The 18,820-nt window shown below is 70.5% G+C and carries 15 protein-coding genes; 8 read left to right on the top strand and 7 right to left on the bottom strand.

Annotation, left to right across the window (positions count from 1 at the left end):
• Positions 1-133 precede the first annotated feature (133 nt).
• Together ACFSKW_RS43390 and ACFSKW_RS43395 are read left to right on the top strand one after the other, a co-directional pair.
• Entirely contained in the window at positions 134-568 is a 435-nt protein-coding gene (locus tag ACFSKW_RS43390; RefSeq protein ID WP_379580326.1) for a hypothetical protein, read from the top strand.
• Between the two features lie 146 nt (positions 569-714).
• On the top strand, positions 715-1,326 hold the full coding sequence (locus ACFSKW_RS43395; RefSeq protein ID WP_379580327.1) for a hypothetical protein: 612 nt from the start codon (positions 715-717) through the stop codon (positions 1,324-1,326).
• A gap of 71 nt (positions 1,327-1,397) precedes the next feature.
• Here the strand turns inward: ACFSKW_RS43395 and ACFSKW_RS43400 are convergent, their stop codons facing one another.
• Positions 1,398-3,104, bottom strand: a complete 1,707-nt coding sequence (locus tag ACFSKW_RS43400; RefSeq protein WP_379580328.1) for a beta-N-acetylhexosaminidase — start codon at positions 3,102-3,104, stop codon at positions 1,398-1,400.
• Complete coding sequence (locus ACFSKW_RS43405) at positions 3,017-4,258, bottom strand: Gfo/Idh/MocA family protein (RefSeq protein WP_379580329.1); 1,242 nt, start codon at positions 4,256-4,258, stop codon at positions 3,017-3,019. Before ACFSKW_RS43405 ends, ACFSKW_RS43400 begins: the two co-directional genes overlap by 88 nt.
• An 80-nt stretch (positions 4,259-4,338) precedes the next feature.
• On the opposite strand from ACFSKW_RS43405, the gene ACFSKW_RS43410 reads away from it, so the two are divergent.
• From ACFSKW_RS43410 to ACFSKW_RS43430, 5 genes are all read left to right on the top strand, one after another.
• Positions 4,339-5,493 (top strand): ROK family transcriptional regulator, encoded by a 1,155-nt coding sequence (locus ACFSKW_RS43410; protein WP_379580330.1) that lies wholly within the window; start codon positions 4,339-4,341, stop codon positions 5,491-5,493.
• A gap of 72 nt (positions 5,494-5,565) precedes the next feature.
• Positions 5,566-6,807, top strand: coding sequence for an ABC transporter substrate-binding protein (locus ACFSKW_RS43415; protein ID WP_379580331.1), 1,242 nt, complete (start codon positions 5,566-5,568; stop codon positions 6,805-6,807).
• On the top strand, positions 6,804-7,751 hold the full coding sequence (locus ACFSKW_RS43420) for a carbohydrate ABC transporter permease (protein ID WP_379580332.1): 948 nt from the start codon (positions 6,804-6,806) through the stop codon (positions 7,749-7,751). The genes ACFSKW_RS43415 and ACFSKW_RS43420 overlap by 4 nt, the downstream gene beginning before the upstream one ends.
• Entirely contained in the window at positions 7,744-8,568 is an 825-nt protein-coding gene (locus tag ACFSKW_RS43425; protein ID WP_379580333.1) for a carbohydrate ABC transporter permease, read from the top strand. The genes ACFSKW_RS43420 and ACFSKW_RS43425 overlap by 8 nt, the downstream gene beginning before the upstream one ends.
• Positions 8,569-8,683: 115 nt before the next feature.
• Positions 8,684-9,745 (top strand): endonuclease/exonuclease/phosphatase family protein, encoded by a 1,062-nt coding sequence (locus ACFSKW_RS43430; RefSeq protein ID WP_379580334.1) that lies wholly within the window; start codon positions 8,684-8,686, stop codon positions 9,743-9,745.
• 69 nt (positions 9,746-9,814) lie between these two features.
• Here the strand turns inward: ACFSKW_RS43430 and ACFSKW_RS43435 are convergent, their stop codons facing one another.
• Positions 9,815-9,988, bottom strand: coding sequence for a CsbD family protein (locus ACFSKW_RS43435; protein ID WP_379580335.1), 174 nt, complete (start codon positions 9,986-9,988; stop codon positions 9,815-9,817).
• Positions 9,989-10,090: 102 nt separating this feature from the next.
• Here ACFSKW_RS43435 and ACFSKW_RS43440 point away from each other — a divergent pair, with 102 nt between their 5' ends.
• The gene (locus ACFSKW_RS43440; protein ID WP_379580336.1) at positions 10,091-10,978 is read left to right on the top strand and encodes an alpha/beta fold hydrolase; all 888 of its coding nucleotides are present in this window, start codon (positions 10,091-10,093) and stop codon (positions 10,976-10,978) included.
• On the opposite strand, the gene fxsT is transcribed toward ACFSKW_RS43440, so the two are convergent.
• Genes fxsT through ACFSKW_RS43460 form a run of 4 tightly spaced genes read right to left on the bottom strand, consistent with a single transcriptional unit; the run spans position 10,947 to position 18,810 of the window.
• Positions 10,947-14,765, bottom strand: a complete 3,819-nt coding sequence (fxsT, locus tag ACFSKW_RS43445) for an FxSxx-COOH system tetratricopeptide repeat protein (protein ID WP_379580337.1) — start codon at positions 14,763-14,765, stop codon at positions 10,947-10,949. The genes ACFSKW_RS43440 and fxsT overlap by 32 nt on opposite strands.
• Positions 14,762-15,844 (bottom strand): TIR-like protein FxsC, encoded by a 1,083-nt coding sequence (locus ACFSKW_RS43450; RefSeq protein WP_379580338.1) that lies wholly within the window; start codon positions 15,842-15,844, stop codon positions 14,762-14,764. The genes fxsT and ACFSKW_RS43450 overlap by 4 nt, the downstream gene beginning before the upstream one ends.
• A gap of 12 nt (positions 15,845-15,856) precedes the next feature.
• Positions 15,857-16,609, bottom strand: coding sequence for an AAC(3) family N-acetyltransferase (locus ACFSKW_RS43455; protein ID WP_379580339.1), 753 nt, complete (start codon positions 16,607-16,609; stop codon positions 15,857-15,859).
• Positions 16,606-18,810: an FxsB family cyclophane-forming radical SAM/SPASM peptide maturase gene (locus ACFSKW_RS43460; RefSeq protein WP_379580340.1), complete on the bottom strand. Its 2,205-nt coding sequence runs from the start codon at positions 18,808-18,810 to the stop codon at positions 16,606-16,608. The genes ACFSKW_RS43455 and ACFSKW_RS43460 overlap by 4 nt, the downstream gene beginning before the upstream one ends.
• Between the last annotated feature and the right edge of the window lie 10 nt (positions 18,811-18,820).

Below are 18,820 nucleotides of genomic sequence, written 5' to 3' on the forward strand. Positions count from 1 at the left end.
AAACGCTCCCTGATCGCCTACGACCACTGAACGCGCCCAAACCCCTTGGACTCATTCATCTAGCCGGCCACCAAGCGCTGGAGCCCCACGACCGCGGCGTCGCTACATTGGGGTCAACGGGCGACCAAGGGTGGTGAAGGCGATCAGCAGGCGCAGAAGTCCGCAGGAGAAGAAGCTGCTGAGCTATACCAAGGACCGCCGGAACGACTACGGCGAGAACGACAAGAGCTCCCGCAAGGCCATCCGCCGGAACAAGAGCGCCCCTCATCGTGCCAACAGGCGGCACGTGAGCCAGACGCTCATCGCGATCACGGGCGTCGTCGACGAGACGGCCGAAGAGTCCGCTGTGCTGCGTCTCGAGGTCAAGCGCCCGAAGACGTGGAAGAAGTGGCGCGACGCGGCGCTCGGCGTGATCGTCCAGGACCGGCTTGAGCGAAGGGCGCGCCTGGGCATCGACGACCAGGCCAGGAACGCCGAACGCATCCAGCGGGTCCGCCGGCGGTTGCGACTGCCGACCGACCAGGACCAGCTCACCGTCTTCGACCCGGAGCGGGCACCGCGCCGCTGACGCTCTGATCTACCGCCGGCGGGCCACGATGCCCAGCGCCGAGGTCAGACCGCTCCCCGGATGGTCTCTGACACACTCCAGTGAACATTTCGTCTCCGCATGCCATCTAACCCCGACAAAGATCCACATAACGGGGAGGCACAACCATGCGGATCGCACTGGTGCTGGCGGGGGTCGCGGTGGCGGGGGCGCTCACGAGCCAGCCCGCCGTGGCAGAGAGCACGTCCATCCCGAAGAACTTCCTGCAGTACGAGAAGGAGGCGCGCAAGGACGTCAAGCACAAGCACTGGTACGTCAACGAGGGAGAGAACCGCGACCTGATCGAGGTCGAGAACCTCCAGTGCGACGACTCCAAGCTCCGGGGCTGGATCGACCGCAGGGACGTCTCGTACGACCCGGAGATCGGCGGCGGGGAGAGGACCGACTCCAAGTGGGGCGAGCAGGTCTTCCTGTTCGCCGACGCCGACCGGGCGGGCAGGATGCTGCGGCAGATGCGCGAGCGCATGGAGGGCTGCGACGGCATCACGATCACGCAGCCGGTGATCGGCGACGGCGCGATCACCGGCTCGCGCACGGTCGGGCCCACGAAGAGCCAACCGATCGCGCAGACGCAGAAGTTCGTCGCCGTCAGGAAGGGCGCCGCGGTTGCCCTCTACTGGGACCTGCACAACCAGGCGAAGGCGCAGCGGACGATGGCCCAGCACCTGGCGGACGCCAAGCGGATGGCCGCCAAGCTCTGCGACCTCGGCGGCTGCTGAGCCCCCTCCCTCGGAACTCGCCGACATGCCGGCGCGGGCACGGCGAGCCGAGGGAGCGGGGCCAGGAGGGCTTACCCGGGTCCGGGACCGTAGCGGGCGACGATGTTGGCCGTCCAGGCGGCCACCTCCTCGTCGACCTCCGCGCGGCTGCGGGGGCGGCCGGGCGCGTCGGGACGCGACTGCCAGGGTCGGGGGCCGGTGGCGGGGCGGTATTCGACGCCCACGGCGTCCAGGCGGCGTTCGTGGGCGCGCAGGCGGTCCTCGAAGTCGACGAAGTCCCGCTCCCTCGGCCCCCAGACGATCTCGGCGAAGGCGGCCAGGCGGGGGAAGGCCATATAGTCCAGCAGCCGGGGCGAATCGATGTGCTCGGTCCACAGGTTGGCCTGCGCGCCGATGATCCGCTCGGCCTCCTCGGGGGTGAGGCCGGGCGGGACGGGCTCGACCTCGTACACGTCCCGCAGGGTGGTGACGCTGCCGATGGGGACGGGCTCGGCGGGGTCGGCCGACTGGCGGAAGTCGAGGTACAGCGCGGTGAACGGGCACACCACCACGTCGTGCCCGAGCCTGGCCGCGGTCACGGCGCCGAACGACCCCCGCCAGGCCGCCACGGTCGTGCCGCGCGGCGGGCCGCCCTCGAGGATCTCGTCCCATCCGTACGGCTTGCGCCCCCTGGCCAGCAGGTATTCGGTGAACTGCCCGATCAGCCAGCTCTGCAGTTCGTCCTCGTCGCGCAGCCCCAGCTCCCGCATGCGTTCCTTGGCCTCGACGCTGTCGCGCCACTGGCCCTTGGGCGCCTCGTCCCCGCCCACGCAGACGTACTCGCCGGGGAACAGCTCCATGACCTCGTCCAGCACCGCCTGGAAGAAGGCGATGGTGTCGTCCGCCACGTTGAGGGTGTTCTCGCCGACGCCCCACTCGGTCCTGACGGGCAGCGGCTCAGCGAGGTTGCCCAGCTCCGGATAGGCGGCGATGGCGGCCTGGGCGTGCCCCGGCAGGTCGATCTCAGGCACGATCGTGACGTACCGGTCGGCCGCGTAGGCGACGAGCTCCCTGATGTCGTCCTGGGTGTAGTAGCCGCCGTGCGGCCGCCCGTCGTAGGTCCCGTGGACGACCGACCCGACGGGCGACTCGGTCCGCCAGCCGCCGACGTCGACCAGCAACGGATAGCGCCTGATCTCCAGCCGCCACCCCTGGTCGTCGGTGAGGTGCAGGTGCAGCACGTTGAGCTTGTGCATGGCCAGCAGGTCGATGTAGCGCAGCAGCTCGTTCTTGGGCAGGAACCTGCGGGCGACGTCGATCAGCACGCCGCGCCACGCGAAGCGGGGCCGGTCCTCGATGGTCACGGCGGAGACGGTCCACGGGCCCGCCGTGGTCCTGCCCGCTCTGAAGGCGTCGGCGGGCAGGAGCTGGCGCAGCGTCTGCGCGCCGTAGAAGGCCCCCGCGGGCCCGCCCGCCTCGATCGTGATCCGGTCCGCCCGTACGGCGAGGCGGTACTCCTCCTCTCCCATGCGGCCGTCGTGGCGCAGCTCGATGCCGCCGGGTCCCGGCGGGAGCGCGAATCCGGTGGCCGCGCCGAGGACGCCGCGCAGCCAGCGGGCGGCCCGCTCGAAGCCGGGGTCGGCGTGCAGCGCGGTGCCCTCGTCCAGGACGAACCGGCCGTCGGCGGGGTGGGCGTGCAGCGGTCGGGGGATCACAGCGCCTGCACCGTCCCCGTCTCGCGGGCCCGCTCGGCCGCCCACGTCAGCAGGTGGCCGTCGAGCGCCTCGCCGGGGTCGCATCCCAGCACGCCCTGGTCGCCGGTGGCGACCGCGTCGAGGAACGCGGTGGTCAGGCCCGTGTCGCCGCCGCCGTGCCCGCCTGCCATCGAGGCGCCGCCCGCGTAGGCGTCGATCCGCCGCTCGCCGCCCGTGCGGAAGTCGACCACCGTGATCGTCCTGCCGTCACCTTCCAGGTGGCCGTGGCTGCCGAACAGCCGGGTGCGGCGGTGCTCCATCGGAGTGAAGGCGGTCATCGTGAACGAGGCGGTGACACCGCCCTCGAACTCGATGTTCACCACCTGGTGGTCCACCACGTCGTTGTCGCAGGTGTAGACGCATCTGCCGTACGGGCCCGTCGCCAGTGCCGCCGTGACACCCGCGGGCGTGGCGTCGGTGGTGACCGCCGACAGCGGCCAGAACTCGGCGGAGGGGTCGCCGAGACAGCCGAGGTAGAGGCGGGTCGCGGAGTAGGGGCAGGTGGGTTCGGCCGCGCAGTCGACGCAGCGCTCACCCGCGTTCTCTGGCCGGTTCTCGGGCCTGAAGTGCAGCAGGTTGCCGAAGGAGGAGACTCTGACCGGGCGCAGGCCGACGATGTGCAGCAGCCAGTCCATGTCGTGGCAGGACTTGGTGAGCAGCATCGGCCCCGACTCGTCCGCGCGCCGCCACGCGCCGCGGACGAAGGAGTGCGCCTGGTGCCACCAGCCCACGGGCTCCAGATGCTGCACGCTCGCCAACTGGCCGAGCACGCCCGAGTCCACGACGTCCCTGATCGCGCGGGTGTAGGGGGTGTAGCGCATGACGTGGCCGACCGCGAGGATCACCTTGTTCTCCCGCACGGCCGCCACGATCGCCCTCGCGTCCGCCTCCTCGGGGGCCATCGGCTTCTCCAGCAGGATGTGGTAGCCCAGCCGCGCGAAGGCGACGGCGGGTTCCGCGTGCATCCGGTCCTGGGTCGCGATCACCACCGCGTCGGCCTGCCTGTCCACCGCGGCCAGCTCGGCCCAGTCGGCGAAGGTCCCGTCCTCCGGGACGCCGAACTCCGCGGCGAACGACCGCCGCCGCCCGGGATCCGGCTCGGCGACGGCGACGACCCTGCCCTTCCCGATCCGCACCGCCTCGCGGGCGTAGCGCAGGCCCCGCATGCCCGCGCCGACCACCGCAAGATTGACGACCACTGTTTCTCCCCCCGATGCGGTGACTAATAATGGACTTCATCATTAGTTCTCAGGAATCCGATCACGTCAAGAGGTGGACCGTGGAAGTCAGCGGAGGAGATCTCCAGAGGCTGCGCCAGCTCAACTCGCTGGCCTGCCTTCGGGTGCTGCGCGAGGCGGCGCCGCTGACGGTCGCCGAGCTGTCCAAGAGAACGGGCCTGTCCCGGGCCTCGGCTGTCGAGGTGGTCGCCGACCTGCGCGAACGCGGCTGGGTCGCCGAGGTGCCGCCGGCCCAGGGAGCCATGGGCAGGCCCGCGCGCCGCTACCGCTTCCGGTCCGACGCGGGCCATGTGCTCGGCCTCGACATCGGCGTGCACAAGGTCCTGGCCGCGATCACCGACCTGAACGGCGAGGTCGTCGCCAGCGGCAGGACCTCCGTGAGCCCGGACGTGCCGCGCAGGGAACGGCTGGCCGCCGTGGACCGCGCCACCGCCGCCTGCCTGTCGATGGCGGGGCTGAGCCCTCGCGACATCTGGGCGGTCGCCGTGGGCACGGTGGGCGTGGTGAACCGCAAGGGCCGGGTGACCACCGTCCATTCGATACCCGACTGGGCGGGCGTCGACCTGACCGCGCACTTCAAGGCGGCGTTCGACGTGCCGGTCCTGGTCGCCAACGACAGCAAGCTGGCCGCGCTCGCCGAGCAGCGGATGGGTGTGGCCCGCGACGTGCGCGACCTGGTCTACCTGCACGTCGGCAGGCGGCCTGGCGCCGCGCTCATCCTCGACGGCAGGCTGCACCACGGGTTCGGCGGCGGGGCGGGCGAGGTGGGCCTGCTGGAGGCGGTGCGCTGGCTGGGCATGGGCGAGCACCTCGAAGGGCTGCCCTCGTTCGCCGGCTCGCCGCCCGACCAGGTGGCGGGCCTGGTGTTCGGCGCGGCGAGGAACGGCGACCCCGAAGCGGTCGCGGCGGTGGAGCGCTACGCCGGCGACCTGGCGGTGGGCACGGCGGCCATGGTGCTCACCCTCGACCCCGAGCTGGTCGTGCTGGGCGGTGGTTTCTCCCGGTCGGGCGACGTACTGCTGGAGCCGGTGCGGCGCGCCCTGGAGCCGCTCTGCCTGCGGATGCCGGAGCTGCGCCTGTCGGCTCTGGGCGAGAACTGCGTGGTGCTGGGCGCCGCGTGCATGGCCATCGACGAGGTCAACGCGCTGCTGCTGTCGGCCGACGACCCGATGGAGCGAGCGCGACTTTATGACTAAGTCTTGACGATTAATGCTCCGTGTCCATACTTACGATGCAAAACCTCGAAAGTATCCCCCACGGAGGCCCACATGGCTCGACGCCTGTCGTGCCTGATCGCCGGCGCGTCGCTGGCAGCGCTCGCCGCTTGCGGCGGCAGCGACTCGTCCGACTCCGCAGGTCCCGTCGAGATCACCTACGGGATCTGGGACGTCGACCAGCAGCCGGCCCTCGAACAGGTGGCCGCGGCATTCACCAAGGCCCACCCCGGCATCAAGGTCAAGATCCAGACGACCGGCTGGGACGACTACTGGGCCAAGCTGAAGGCCGCCGCCACCGGCGGGGTCGCGCCCGACGTGTTCTGGATGAACGGCTCCAACATCAAGCTCTACGCCTCCAACGGCATGCTGCTCCCGCTCACCGGCAAGCGGGACCTGTCGGTCTACCCCAAGGCGCTGGTCGACCTCTACACCTACGAGGGCACCACGTACGGCCTGCCGAAGGACTTCGACACGATCGGCCTCTGGTACAACAAGAAGCTGTTCGACGCCGCCGGAGTGAAGTACCCAGACGCGTCGTGGACCTGGGCCGACGTGCAGTCCGCCGCCAAGAAGCTCACCAAGCAGGACGGCAGCGTGTACGGCATCGCCGCCGCCCTCAACAACCAGGCCGGGTTCTACAACACCATCGCCCAGGCCGGCGGCTACGTCCTGTCCCCCGACGGCACCAGGTCGGGCTACGACCAGCCTGCCGCCATCGAGGGCATCAGGTTCTGGACCGACCTCATCAAGAACGGCCTGTCCCCGACCCAGCAGCAGATGACCGACACCGAGCCGACCGTGATGTTCGAGTCGGGCAAGGTCGCGATGTACTACGGCGGCAGCTGGTACGCGGGCAGGTTCCACAAGAACCCCTCCACCAAGGACACCGTGGACGTCGCCCCGCTGCCCGCAGGCAGGACCAAGGCGGTCGTCACCCACGGCGTGGCCAACGTCGTGTCGGCCAGGTCCGCGCACAAAGAGGCCGCGACGGCGTTCGCCGACTTCCTCGGCGGCAAGGAGGCCGCCGAGATCGCCGGCAAGGCAGGCTCGTTCATCCCCGCCTACACCGGCACCCAGCAGGCCTGGATCGACGCCGCACCGCAGTTCAAGCTGAAGATCTTCATCGACCAGCTCGACGTCTCCTTCCCCTGGCCCGGCTCCAAGAACACGCCCGCCTGGATGGATGAGGAGGCGCCGGTGCTCACCAAGGCGTGGACCGGCGAGATCACCCCGGAGGCGGCCGCCACCACGCTCGCCGCCACCATGAACAGCGCCCTCGGCGCCGAACGATGACGGCCACCGCCCAGCCGCTCACCGAGCCGCGCCGGGCGACCGCTCCCCCCGGCGGGCGCCGCCCTCGCCGCAGGGCGACGGAGGCGAGGTGGGGCCTGCTCATGATCGCCCCGCTCGGGCTCGGGCTGGCGGTGTTCTACCTGTGGCCGATGCTGCAGACGTTCTACTTCGGCTTCACCGAGTGGGGTCCGTTCGGCGACAGCACCTGGACGGGGCTGGACAACTACCGGCGGCTGCTGACCGATGGGAAGGTCTGGGCAGCGCTGCGCAACAGCCTGGCCTACACCGGCCTTGTCCTCCTGGGCGTCCCCCTGGCACTGGTGTTCGCCGTCCTGCTCGACCAGCGGAAGCTGCGCGGCCGCGGCCTGTTCCGCACGCTGTACTTCCTGCCGGTGGTCACGATGCCGAGCGCGGTCGCGCTGCTGTGGCAGTACCTCTACAACGGCGACTTCGGCCTGGTGAACCAGGCGCTGGCGACGGTGGGCGTGGCCGGCCCGTCGTGGGCGTCCGATCCGGGCACGGCGATGTTCGCGCTGGCGGCGATCGGCGTCTGGATGGGCTTCGGCTACAACCTGGTGATCCTCATGGCCGGGCTGCAGACCGTGCCCAGGCAGCTCTACGAGGCCGCGGCCATCGACGGCGCGGGGACGGTCAGGCAGTTCGTGTCGGTCACGGTGCCGATGATCAGCCCGACCGTCTTCTTCGTCTCGGTCATCACGGTCATCAACGGGCTGCAGATGTTCGACCTGGTGTACCTGATGATGCCGCCAGGCAGCCCCGCGCTGCCGGCCACCCAGACCATCGTGCACCTGTTCTACCAGAAGTCCTTCGTCCAGAACGATCCCGGATACGGCGCGGCCATCGCCGTCCTGCTGTTCGTGGTCGTCGGGCTGCTGACCGTCCTGCAGTTCCGGCTCCAGCGCAGGTGGGTGCACCGTGGCTAGCCGTCGTGGCGCTCTCGTCGTCTCCTACGTGGTGCTGGCCATCGGCGCGGTCCTGGTGGTGGGACCGTTCGCCTGGCAGCTCCTCACCTCGTTCAAGACCTATCCCGACTCGGTGCGGGTCCCGCCCTCGCTGCTGCCCATCGTCTGGGACGCCTCCGGCTACGCCAGGGTCTTCGAGCTGGTTCCCCTGGATCGGCAGTTCGTCAACACCGCGCTGATGGCCGCGGGCCGTACCGTGGCACAGCTCGTCATCTGCTCGCTGGCGGCCTTCGCCTTCGCGCGCCTGGAGTTCCCCGGGAGGCGGTTCTTCTTCGGGCTCTTCCTGGTGGTGCTGATGGTGCCTGCGCAGCTGTTCGTCATCCCGCAGTTCCTCATCGTGCAGCGGCTGGGCTGGCTCAACTCGATGGCGGCGCTCGTCGTGCCAGGGATGTTCAGCGCGTTCGGCACCTTCATGCTGCGCCAGTTCTTCGCCGGGCTGCCGCGCGAGCTGGACGAGGCGGCCGAGATCGACGGATGCGGGCCGCTGCGCCGCTACTGGCGGGTCCTGCTGCCGCTCTGCCGTCCCGGGCTGCTCGCACTGGCCGTCCTGACCCTCCTGTGGTCGTGGAACGACCTGCTGTGGCCGCTCATCGTCACCACCGATCCCGAGAGCACGACGCTCTCCGCGGGCCTGGCCACGCTCAGTGGCCAGCACAACGTCGAGTACCCGACGGTCATGGCGGGAGCGCTGCTGGCGACCGCTCCCGTGATCGTCATCTTCTCCATCCTGCAGAAACAGATCATCGAAGGCATCGCGACCACCGGCAGCAAGGGCTGAATCCTCCCCCGAAAGGTGCGCCATGCACAGAATTCTGCTGTTCGTTGTACTCCTGCTCCCGTTATGTCTGACCTCCTCACCGGCGGCCGCGGCCGCACCCGCGCGACCGAAGGTCATGCACTTCAACCTCGCCGGCGGCGAGTGGTGGAAGGGCTCCAGAATCCCCGTCGACTCCATCGCGGCCACCGCCCGGCAGACGCAGCCGGACGTGATCTCGCTCAGCGAGCTCTGCTACGACCAGTTCACCGCCCTGCGCGACGCGCTCAAGCCGCTGGACGCCGGCGGCTGGCAGATCAAGGGGTGGGGCTTCGTCACCGAGGCCAACAGCACGAAGTACACCCGATGCCTCGGGCTGCGGGGCACCTCGGAACCCTGTTACGCGGCGGGGACCTGCCACCTGGCGATCGGCTCGGCGATCCTGACCCGGCGCGACGCCTGGGCGGGAACCACCTGGGACCTGCCCAGCTTCGTCCGCGGCGACGGCGCCCTCTACAAGCTGTACTGCCTGCACACGTGGCTGCCGGTGGAGAACTCCCCGTTACGGCTGCAGCACTCGCAGGCCTGCACCACACACCTGGACCCCACCGGCGGCGTCGTGGAGACCTCCAGGATGGACAACGGCTGGACCTCCTTCTGCCTGCCCAAGACCACCGGGTGGGCGGGTGAGGACATCAGGCACTGCCAGGCGAGCGTGATCCGCGCCAGGATCGAGGAGAACCTCATGGTCCCGGACGAGAACGGCCGATACGCTCCGCTGGTCCTCGCGGGAGACATGAACAACCGCCTCGACGAACCGGCCTTCACCTCGTATCCGGAGATCCAGCAGCGGGCGGCGCAGGTCCAGACCTGGCGCAACTACTTCGGCTTCTCCGACTACCAGCTGCCGGGGACCACGCCGCTGTCGTTCCACTTCCGCGAGGCGGGCGCCGCCGAGAACCTGCCCACCTTCTGCCACGTGCTCGGCGTCCCCACGAACGCCCTGCCGCCGACCACCGTCGCCTGCGACCCTGACCGCGCCCCCGTGAAGATCGACGCCGTGCTGTTCCAGACGGAGTACTGGAACTCCCCCGCGGAGACCGTGACCGTCCAGTACAGGACCCCTGGCTCCGCCTCTTCCGGCCTGCTGTCCGATCACCGCAGGGTGGACGCCACCCTGTCGTGGAATCCACTTCCCTGAGAAAGAATCCGCTTTCCCCTAGAAACACGACGAAGGCCGGTCCCGATCGTTCGGAACCGGCCTTTCGCGTCACTTCTTGAAGGCGTCCTTCACCTTCTCGCCGGCCTGCTTGAGGCTGCCCTTGGCCCTTTCCGCCTTGCCCTTCGCCTGCATCGACTCGTTGTCGGTGGCGTCACCGACGCCCTCCTTGATCCTGCCCTTCGTCTCCTGGATCTTGTTTTTCGCCTTTTCCGTCTTCCCCATGACCCATGCCTCCCCCGGCGTGGATATTTGCCCACATTTGTAATGTCTCGCCCGTTATGCCAGCCGTACGAGTGCCCCTGGATTCTGGGCATAAACCCACCTGTGACGACGATCGTGCACACCCCCCAGGGCAGGAAACTCGCCGTCGAGGAATGGGGGTCTCCCACCGGCCGCCCCGTGTTCCTGCTGCACGGCACCCCCGGCAGCAGGCTGGGCCCCAGGCCGCGAGCCCCGGTGCTGTACCGGCTCGGCGTCCGGCTGATCACCTTCGACCGTCCCGGCTACGGCGGGTCCGACCCCGCGCGCGGACGGCGGGTCAGCGACGCGGTCGACGACGTCAGCGCGGTCGCCGACGCTCTCGGCCTGGACACGTTCGCCGTCGTGGGCAGATCGGGCGGCGGGCCGCACGCCCTCGCCTGCGCCGCACTGCTGCCCGAGCGCACCTCGAAGGCCGCCGTGCTCGTGGGCCTCGCCCCGCGTACCGCCGAGGGTCTCGACTGGTTCGACGGGATGGCCGAGTCGAACGTGGTCGAGTACAGCGCCGCCTCCGCCGGCTACGACGTGATCGCCGAACGCCTCGGCCAGGCCGCCGCGCGGATCAGGGCCAACCCCGCCCAGCTCGTCGCGGGCCTGTTCCACGAACTGCCGGAGGCCGACCGCAGGGTGGTGGCCGACGACGGCATCAGGAAGATGCTGTGGCGCAACTTCGCCGAGGGCCTGCGGCACTCGGCGGACGGCTGGGTGGACGACGCCATGGCCTTCACCCGCCCGTGGGGCTTCGACCCCGCGGTGATCGAGACGCCGACGCTGCTGTGGCACGGCGAGGACGACGTGTTCTCGCCCGTCGCGCACTGCCGATGGCTCGGCGAGCGGATCCCCGGCTCCGTCATGGCCGTGGAGCCGGGAGCGGCCCACTTCGGCGCGCTGTCGGTGCTGCCCGACGTGCTGCGCTGGCTCGTCACGTCGGCTGGGGTTCGAGATCCCTGTTGATGCGCCGCCATTCGCGCAGCGACTCGATGTTGGGGTGGCCGGCGCCCAGCACGTCCGTCATCAGCCCGATGACCTCGCGCTGCTGGCCCGCCGAGTGCAGGGTGATCGCGAGGTTGGCCCGGCAGGCGAGCGTGTCGGGGTGCAGCGGGCCGAGCACGCCCCTGAGCAGCGCCACGGTCTCGCGTTCGAGCACCTCGGCCGCCCCGAGATCGCCGAGGTCGCCGAGGCAGTTGGCGTGGTTGACGGCGCACGACAGGGCGAAGGGATGGTCGGCCGCCAGCCGCGCCCTGAAGGCCTCCAGGGTCTCCTCGCCCAGCTCGCACGCCTGCCCTACGTCGCCTGTGCCGCGCAGGTAGGTGATGAGGTTGTTGGCCACGACGAGCGTGTAGGGGTGGGTGGCGCCCAGGCCGGCGCGGAAGTCGTCGAGGATCCCCGTGGCGATCCGCCGCGCCTGCGGCTTGTCGTCCAGCGCCGACAGGCAGCAGGCGTACTCCAGCTCGGCCGCCCTGGTCTCCGGAGACGCCGGATAGTGCAGGACGTAACGGTCGTAGGTCTCCTTGGCCAGCTCGAGCGCCTCGGCCTGCTCCCCCGCCTTGCGCAACGAGACGGCCAGGCTCTTGGCGGTGCGCAGCGTGTCGAGGAAGTCGTCTCCCAGCACGTCCTTGTATTTCTCCCACGTGTCGCGCAGTTGCTCGACCGACAGCCTGAACTGGCCCGCCTCCCTGTGGTCGCGCGCCAGGTTCGCCTGGGAGAAGAGTGTGTAGGGATGCGTCGCGCCGAGCACCGCCCTGCGCCGCTCCAGCGTCTCCTGGTCGATCTGTCTGGCCGAGAAGCAGTCGCCGACCAGCCGGTAGGAGACGGCCAGGTTGTTGGCCGCCGCCAGCGTGCGCGGGTGCTCCTCGCCGAACAGCTCCTTGAACTGGGCGTAGGTGTTCTGGTCGAGCGTGAGCGCCTGCCTGAACTCGCCGAGGCCGCGCAGGTCGGCGGCCAGGCTGCCCGAGGTCATGAGCGTGTGCGGGTGCCGCTCGCCGAGCGTGGCCCGCTGCATCGCGACGACCTGCTCGTCCTCGTCCCTCGCCGCCTTGTACCGCCCCTGCGACCTGAGCACGTTGGCCAGGTGGAAGCGCAGGTAGAGCGTCTGCCAGTGGTCGGGCCCGTGCGCGTCCAGCCAGGCCTGCTCCAGCTGGCGGCCACGTTCCAGCGCGCGTTCGAAGTTGCCGCGCTTCCACGAGTAGCGGACCGAGTCGATGAGGAGCTGCCGGGTGTCCTCGTCGCCGCACTCGGCCGCCCGCGAAGGGGTCAGGTGCGGCCAGATCAGGCTGTAGCGGGGCCAGTTCTCCGGGTCGTCCACGTCGCCCTGGCGCGGGCGCGCGCCGACGAGCACGGTGTGCACGTCATGGCAGGCGCGGGTCTGGGCCTCCTCGTCCATCTGGCTGCGGATGACGGCCTGCACCAGGCGGTGCACCTGGATGGTGTTGTCGCTCTGGTCCACCCGCGCGAGCGCGAACCTGCTGATCTCCCTGATCACGCTGCCGAGCATGAGCTTCTCGCGCAGGCTGTCATCGTGCTCGCGCAGCAGCCGCACCATCTCGTCGCTGTAGATCATGGTCATCGAGATCGGGTCGGCCGAGAAGAACGCGCACAGCTGCAGCAGCCGCACCGCCGCGGGCGAGCGGCGCATGAGCTGGTCGAGCGAGACGTTCCATGTCGCGGCCACCGGCTTGGGTCCCCTGAAGGTGGGCAGCGCCCTGGTCAGCTCGCTTTCGAGCAGCTCGACGTAGTCGCCGGCGGGCATGCCGGTCTCGCGCAGCCACGCGCCCGCCTGGTCGACCGCCAGCGGCAGGAAACCCAGCGCCGCGGCCACCTTCTCCGCGTCGTTCTCCGGCAGTCCCTGCACCTGGCCGCGCAGGTGTTCCACGCTCTCGTCCCTGCTGAAGACGTCCACCTCCAGCGGCGCCGCCACGCTCGACCACGCGGGGTTGCGCGAGGTGATCAGCACATGGCCCGCGGCCCCGACGGGCAGGTGGTCGGCGAGCTCGGCCAGCTCGGTGGCATTGTCGAAGATCAACAGCCACCTCTGGTACGGCTCGCCGCGCCGCAGGCTCTCCAGCACGGCCTTGACCGTCGCCTCCTCCGGCTTGATCCCGAGCCGGGGAGCGAGCTCGTCGAGGAAGTTGTCGGAGATGCCCGCGCTCTCCTCCGCCGACACCCACCACACGAGGTCGTAGTCGGCCATGAAGCGGTAGGCGTACTCCAGCGCGACCTGCGTCTTGCCGACGCCGCCGAGGCCGTACAGGGCCATGGGCAGCACCACCGCCTGCCCGGTGCCGACGAGCTGGTTGCGCAGCTCCTCCAGCACGGCCGCGCGCCCGGTGAAGGCGGCGTTGCGCGGCGGCAGGTTCCACACTCGCGGCGGGGTGCCGGGGTAGCGGGGACCGAGCGGGGCGGGCTCGGCCGGATGCTCGGGAGCCTGTCCTGCCCTGCCGAAGACCTGCAGCAGCATCTGCGCCGCCTCGCTCTCCACGAGCCGGTCGATGCGGACGCCCTCCTCGGTGGGCAGGTCACCGACCCTGATCGTCACGTGGGGCGGCGGCTCGTCGAGGAAGTGCCTGGTCCTGGGCGAGCGCTGGTAGGCGGGCGAGACCAGGGCGGCGACCCTGGCCGCGCCGGACAGCGTCTGCTCCCAGTCGGGCAGGTCGGCGCTGACGACGACGACCTTCATGCCGCTCCTGCGCAGCAGCGCCGCCACCCAGTCGGCCCACATCCTGTCCTCGGGGACGTAGCTGAGCGCCAGCGTCCCCTCCTCCTCGGGGTCGGGCGCCCTGCGCTCGAACAGCGACAGGACCTGGGCGCGCACCTCCTCGGAGACCTGCGGCAGCCCGCTGACGTCGCCGTCGGTGAGCGCGGAGGTCAGCCGCTCGTACGCGGAAAGGATCGACGAGGGCGAGGCGGCCACCTCGCCGAAGGTGGCCAGCGTCTCCTCGTAGGCGTAGAAGGGCACGTAGGGGATCTCGATGGTGGCCCAGTACTCCTCGGCGTCCACACCCTTGGGGAACCCGGCGAAGCGCCTGCGCGCCAGCGCCCGCCCCGCGTCGAGCTTCTTCTTCTCGCCCGACTCGATGCGCATCGGGACCGGCAGGATCCTGATGCCCCTGTCGCGGTAGCGCTGGTCGATGTGCCTGGCCACGGCCGCCGCGCCGTCGATGCTCTGGTCGCTGAGCGTGAAGCAGTCGACGAGCGTGTCGGGGAAGTGCACGGTGCAGATGTCGGCGATGTCGCTGAGCCCCGTGCGGCTGTCGATCAGCACGTAGTCGTAGTGGCGGCGCATGTCGGCCCGCAGCGCGTCGAGGAAGACGCCGCCACCGAGCCTTTCGTAGAAGTTGTCCCAGTCGAAGGTGGACAGCAGCGAGGAGTAGTCGCGGTTCTGGCGGCCCGCCGAGATGAAGTCGATGGTGCCGCTGCCGGGGAAGTGCTCGTACTCCAGGGACACCGCCCTCGGCAGCACCTGCGTGTACTCCAGGTGCCAGTCCGGTGCCCGCTCGACCGGCTGCAGGGCGGCGAAGGCGTAGTCGGTGATCAGCTCGATGACGCCGGGCGTCGCGCTGATCACCCCCGTGTCGAGGAAGGGGTGGAAGAACCTGTGCAGGCCGGGCGATTCGAGGTCCCAGTCGAGCGCCAGCACCTTTCTGCCGTTGGCGGCAAGGATCCAGGCGACGTTGGCCAGCGCCATCGTGCGCCCCGTGCCGCCCTTGTAGGAGTAGAACGTGATGATCCTGCCCTCGCTCATGACCACTCCTCGGGGCCGCTCAACCTCGGCTTCTCGCTCGAAGGACCAGGCGGTGGATAGCCGGGGGCCTCACGCAGCCGCCGCCACTCCGCCTGCCTGATCAGCTCGGCCAGCGCGTCCAGATCGGAGATCGGCCTGGCCTCCACCGTCTCGCGCAGCGCGCCCTCCAGCCGCCCGCGCTCCGACGCGCTCTGGAGGTCGCCGTCGTGCCACGGGACGAGCACGGGAGCCCTCAGCTCGGCCACCGCCTCTCTCACTCCCTTGTCGGCCAGCGCCCACGGGTCGAGCAGCACGACGCCCTGCTCGCCGTCGCGGTCGGCGTGCTCGTCGAGCGTGCCGACGACGGGTCGCAGGCCCTGCCTCCTGACGACCTCGGCCGCCGCCTCGGCGAGCGTGCCGGGTCCCGCGAAGGGGTTCCAGTCGAGCGGCGACCTGCCGTAGAAGCCGGGGTCCCTGTCACCGGGCAGCGCGCCCAGACGCGGCGCGACCACCGTCACGTGGTACGGCCTGCCGGTCTCGACGGTCGCGAACGCGTTCGGCTGCTCGCGGTAGTCGGGGATGGCCTGGTAGGGCACCTCCACGGTCCTGCCGACCTCGATGATCCTGCGCGCCAGCCACCAGACGCCCTCCTTGTACGCCTCGCGGAAGCGGCGCAGTTTCATGACGCCGTAGATGCCGCTTTTCGCGTACTCCTTACCGAAGGCGACGTGCTCGTAGTTGAGAATGCCCGCGCATTCGGGCACCACCGTGTCGTACAGCGGGGCCCACAGCACCGGCAGGATCGCCTCGGATCCCGGACCGCAGCGGCGGCTGAACGCGCCCCACTCCTTGCCGCAGTGCTCGCTGTCGAAGTAGGTCATCGAGTAGACGGGCACGAACACCCTGCAGGTGGACAGCGCCTGGGAGACGTGCGCGGGCCAGATGCCGCCGACGGGCACCTGTCTGTCCATGAAGCCGGGGTGCTCGACGTTGGCGACCGCGCGCACGTCGTCGGACACGTGTTTGAAGAATCGAGCGACCCAGAGGTCGCTCACGTCGTTGCGCCGGTAGCTCAGAAAGAAGTACGGGGATTCGGGCAACCCGCCTCCTTTCTATTTCACGGCAAGCCAATTCACTGCGAAATCCACCGCCGACGCAAGAGGCAGCAGACGACATTCTGCCCGTCCAATGCCGCCTTTCTGAGAGAAATCCGTTTTGTCTAGGTCGGCGCCGAGCGCCGCCAGGTGAGCGTCGCGCAGGTCGACGTCCCTGTACTCCCACCAGCCTTCCTCCACCACGCACCGGTAGGTCCTGGTCGGCGGGTCGGGGAGGCGGTACTCGGCCAGGTGCAGCGCCGTACAGGAGGTGTAGCCGACGCCCATGAGCAGGATCCACGCGTTCGCCTCGTAGAGCCTGGCCAGCGGGGAGCGTTCCCCCAGGTGACAGTCGCGGGCGTGGTCGTCCATGAGCTTGGCGGCCATGGGCCCGAGCGCGGCGAACGAGGTCTGCGGGTGCGCGCTGCGCACGGCGCCCTCGGTGGTCCTGATGTGCTCGGCGAGCCGTCCCATGCCGGTGGAAGGGGTGGTGAGAGGGTCGAAGGGCGGCATCGTGGCGCGGAAGGCGGCGATCTCCCCTGGCGACATGCCCGCGATCCGGTCCAGGTGCTCACGGGAGGTGTCGGAGTTGTGGGCGGTCTGCGTGGGCACCACGAGCGTGCCCTCCTCGCCGACGGCCTCCCGCAGCGCCACCGCCGCCGTCGCGGGCGTGACGTCGCCGATCCTGCTCAGCGCGCTGTGGACGAGCAGGACCTGACCCGAGGCCACGCCCAACCGCCTCAGGTGGGCGGACAGCTCCTGCCTCGTCATCCGAACCTGGCGCGGTGCGCCGCCCGTTCCGCCTGCGCGCCGCGCTCGGCCTCCACGGGGACCGGCTCGTCCAGCCAGGGCAGGACGGCCGCCCTCATACCCGCCACGAACGCCGCTCCCAGCGACGTGAGCGAGCCCGCGCCGAGCAGGGTCTCGATGGCCATGGCGGTGTCCGCGCGCCAGCGGGCGAAGGCGAGCGGGTCGCGCCTCCGCCAGAAGTCGGTGACGGCCAGATGGGCGTAGGCGCCCTGCAGCAGGCCCTCCAGCGGGCGCGGGTCGTCGCGCCACGGCGCGTAGAAGAGCCTGGCGTCCCGCTCGTCGAACAGGTCGAACAGGTCGAGCACGCCGCCCAGCTTCACGTGCTGGAACTCGTGCATGAGCAGCAACGCGAGCGTCTCCGAGTCAGGGGGCAGCGTCGTGGCGATCGCGCCGAACGCGTGCCCCGCGGCCGAGCTGGTGGTACCCGCGGCCTGGTCGAGCGGGGTCAGCGTGGTCAGGCCCGCCCTGATGGCCGGCAGGTAGGCGGGATGGTCACGCGCGATCACCTGGACCGCCGCGGCGAACCGCTCCTGCCACGCCGCCGCCCGCTCCCCGTCCAGCCGCGAGGCGGGCGTCCACTGGTGGCAGTCCCTGTAGGGGTCGAGGTCCTCGAGCGCCACGTCGATGCCCATGGCCGTGAGCCGCCGCAGGGGCTCCCACGTCGCTCCCTCGGCCCAGGCCCCGCCGCGGTCGATTCGCACCATGGCGCCGCTCATGCCGGTGAGCGCGCCCAGACCGGGCAGGTAGGCGACGCCCGCGAGCACCTCGACCTCGACCTCGGCCGTGACGCCCGCCCTGACCGCGGCCGCCGCGGCGACGTTGCCGAGGTGGGCGGGGCCTGCGGTACCGGCGAGCCTCCTCACCGCCCATGCGCGCACGTACGGGTGGTCGAGCACGGCGGCCAGCGCGGCGGGGTGCTCGTCGTCGATCGCCGTCAGCAGCCGCCACGCGGGGCCTGGCCCTGCCGCCTTCGTCAGCGCCAGCCTGCGCAGGCTGACCTGGCCCGCGGCCAGCGCCGCCACGGCCTCCGCGCTGCCGTGGCCCGCGGCCAGCTCGCCGAGCTGCCCCGACGTCAGCTCGTGCGTACGGCGCAGCCGCCCCCGCACATGCGTGATCAGCTTGAGCAGGTCGGCGCAGTACACGCTCGGGTTGGCGAAGCCGCCCTCCTTGTAGCGGTGGGGGTAGAGCCCACCGCCACAGCTGTCGACGACGGGGCACCTCACGCACGCCTCGGCGAGCCCGTCGATCCCGCGCTGCCGCGCCGCGATCCCCGGGTGCCGCGCCACCTCGTCGAGGGTGTGGCCGAACACGTCGAGCCCCGTCTCCGGCGCGCCGTCGTAGGCCGCCTTCAGCGAGTCGACCTGTTCGTAGGCGCCGTCGGTCTCGACGACCACCAGATCGCTCGGCTCCAGGCCGAGCGCCTCGGTCATGCTGGGACCGCCCCGCGACGTCGACTCGATCGAGTCGAACATCCGCACGGCCATCGGCCTTCCGTCCGCGACCCACCTGTCGAACACCGCGATGAGCCAGTCGCCCGCTCCGCTCTCGGGTGGTTCGTCCCAGGTGGCGTGCTTGAGCAGGAAGTCGACCCGTGGCGGCGCCTGCTCGACCAGCGCCTCGTAGACGGCGATCGGGTCGTTGGCCACGTCGACCGTGCACAGCAGCCCCGCGTAGAGGTGCGGGCGCCCTCGCAGCAGGGCCAGCTTGCCGAGCACCCTGTCGTGGCTGCCCCTGCCGTCGGCGTAGCGCCTGTGCCGGTCGTGGGCGGCCCGGTCGCCGTCGAGCGAGACCCCCACCTTGACGCCCTTCTCCTCGAACAGGTCGAGGAAGTCGTCGTCGAGCAGCAGCCCGTTGGTGTGGACACGCAGGTCGAGACGGCACGTGCCGGTCAGCGCCGCCGCGATCGCCTCGGCGACGGCCTGCAGCCTGTCATGCCCGGCCAGCAGGGGCTCACCGCCGTGGAGCACGACCGTGACCTGGTCGAGAGCGTGGGTCTTGACGTGCTCGGCGATGCGCAGCGCGCTCCAGGCGATCGTCTCCCGCGCCATCACCTTGGGCCGTCGTCGCCAGCTCTGGTCGGCGTGCTCGTACACGTAGCAGTGGTCGCAGGCCAGGTCGCACCTGCTGTGGACCTTGAGGACGAACTGGCGGAACGGCACCATCGCCGCCCTC

It is taken from the genome of Nonomuraea mangrovi, from assembly GCF_042681425.1.
Lineage (GTDB): Bacteria > Actinomycetota > Actinomycetes > Streptosporangiales > Streptosporangiaceae > Nonomuraea > Nonomuraea mangrovi.

Excerpts from the sequence above, each read along its gene's own strand:
- ACFSKW_RS43435 (WP_379580335.1), bottom strand. The coding sequence starts at position 9,988 with ATGGGGAAGACGGAAAAGGCGAAAAACAAGATCCAGGAGACGAAGGGC.
- ACFSKW_RS43420 (WP_379580332.1), top strand. The coding sequence starts at position 6,804 with ATGACGGCCACCGCCCAGCCGCTCACCGAGCCGCGCCGGGCGACCGCT.
- ACFSKW_RS43415 (WP_379580331.1), top strand. The coding sequence starts at position 5,566 with ATGGCTCGACGCCTGTCGTGCCTGATCGCCGGCGCGTCGCTGGCAGCG.
- fxsT (WP_379580337.1), bottom strand. The coding sequence starts at position 14,765 with ATGAGCGAGGGCAGGATCATCACGTTCTACTCCTACAAGGGCGGCACG.
- ACFSKW_RS43395 (WP_379580327.1), top strand. The coding sequence starts at position 715 with ATGCGGATCGCACTGGTGCTGGCGGGGGTCGCGGTGGCGGGGGCGCTC.
- ACFSKW_RS43400 (WP_379580328.1), bottom strand. The coding sequence starts at position 3,104 with ATGCGACCCCGGCGAGGCGCTCGACGGCCACCTGCTGACGTGGGCGGC.
- ACFSKW_RS43430 (WP_379580334.1), top strand. The coding sequence starts at position 8,684 with ATGCACTTCAACCTCGCCGGCGGCGAGTGGTGGAAGGGCTCCAGAATC.
- ACFSKW_RS43455 (WP_379580339.1), bottom strand. The coding sequence starts at position 16,609 with ATGACGAGGCAGGAGCTGTCCGCCCACCTGAGGCGGTTGGGCGTGGCC.
- ACFSKW_RS43460 (WP_379580340.1), bottom strand. The coding sequence starts at position 18,810 with ATGGTGCCGTTCCGCCAGTTCGTCCTCAAGGTCCACAGCAGGTGCGAC.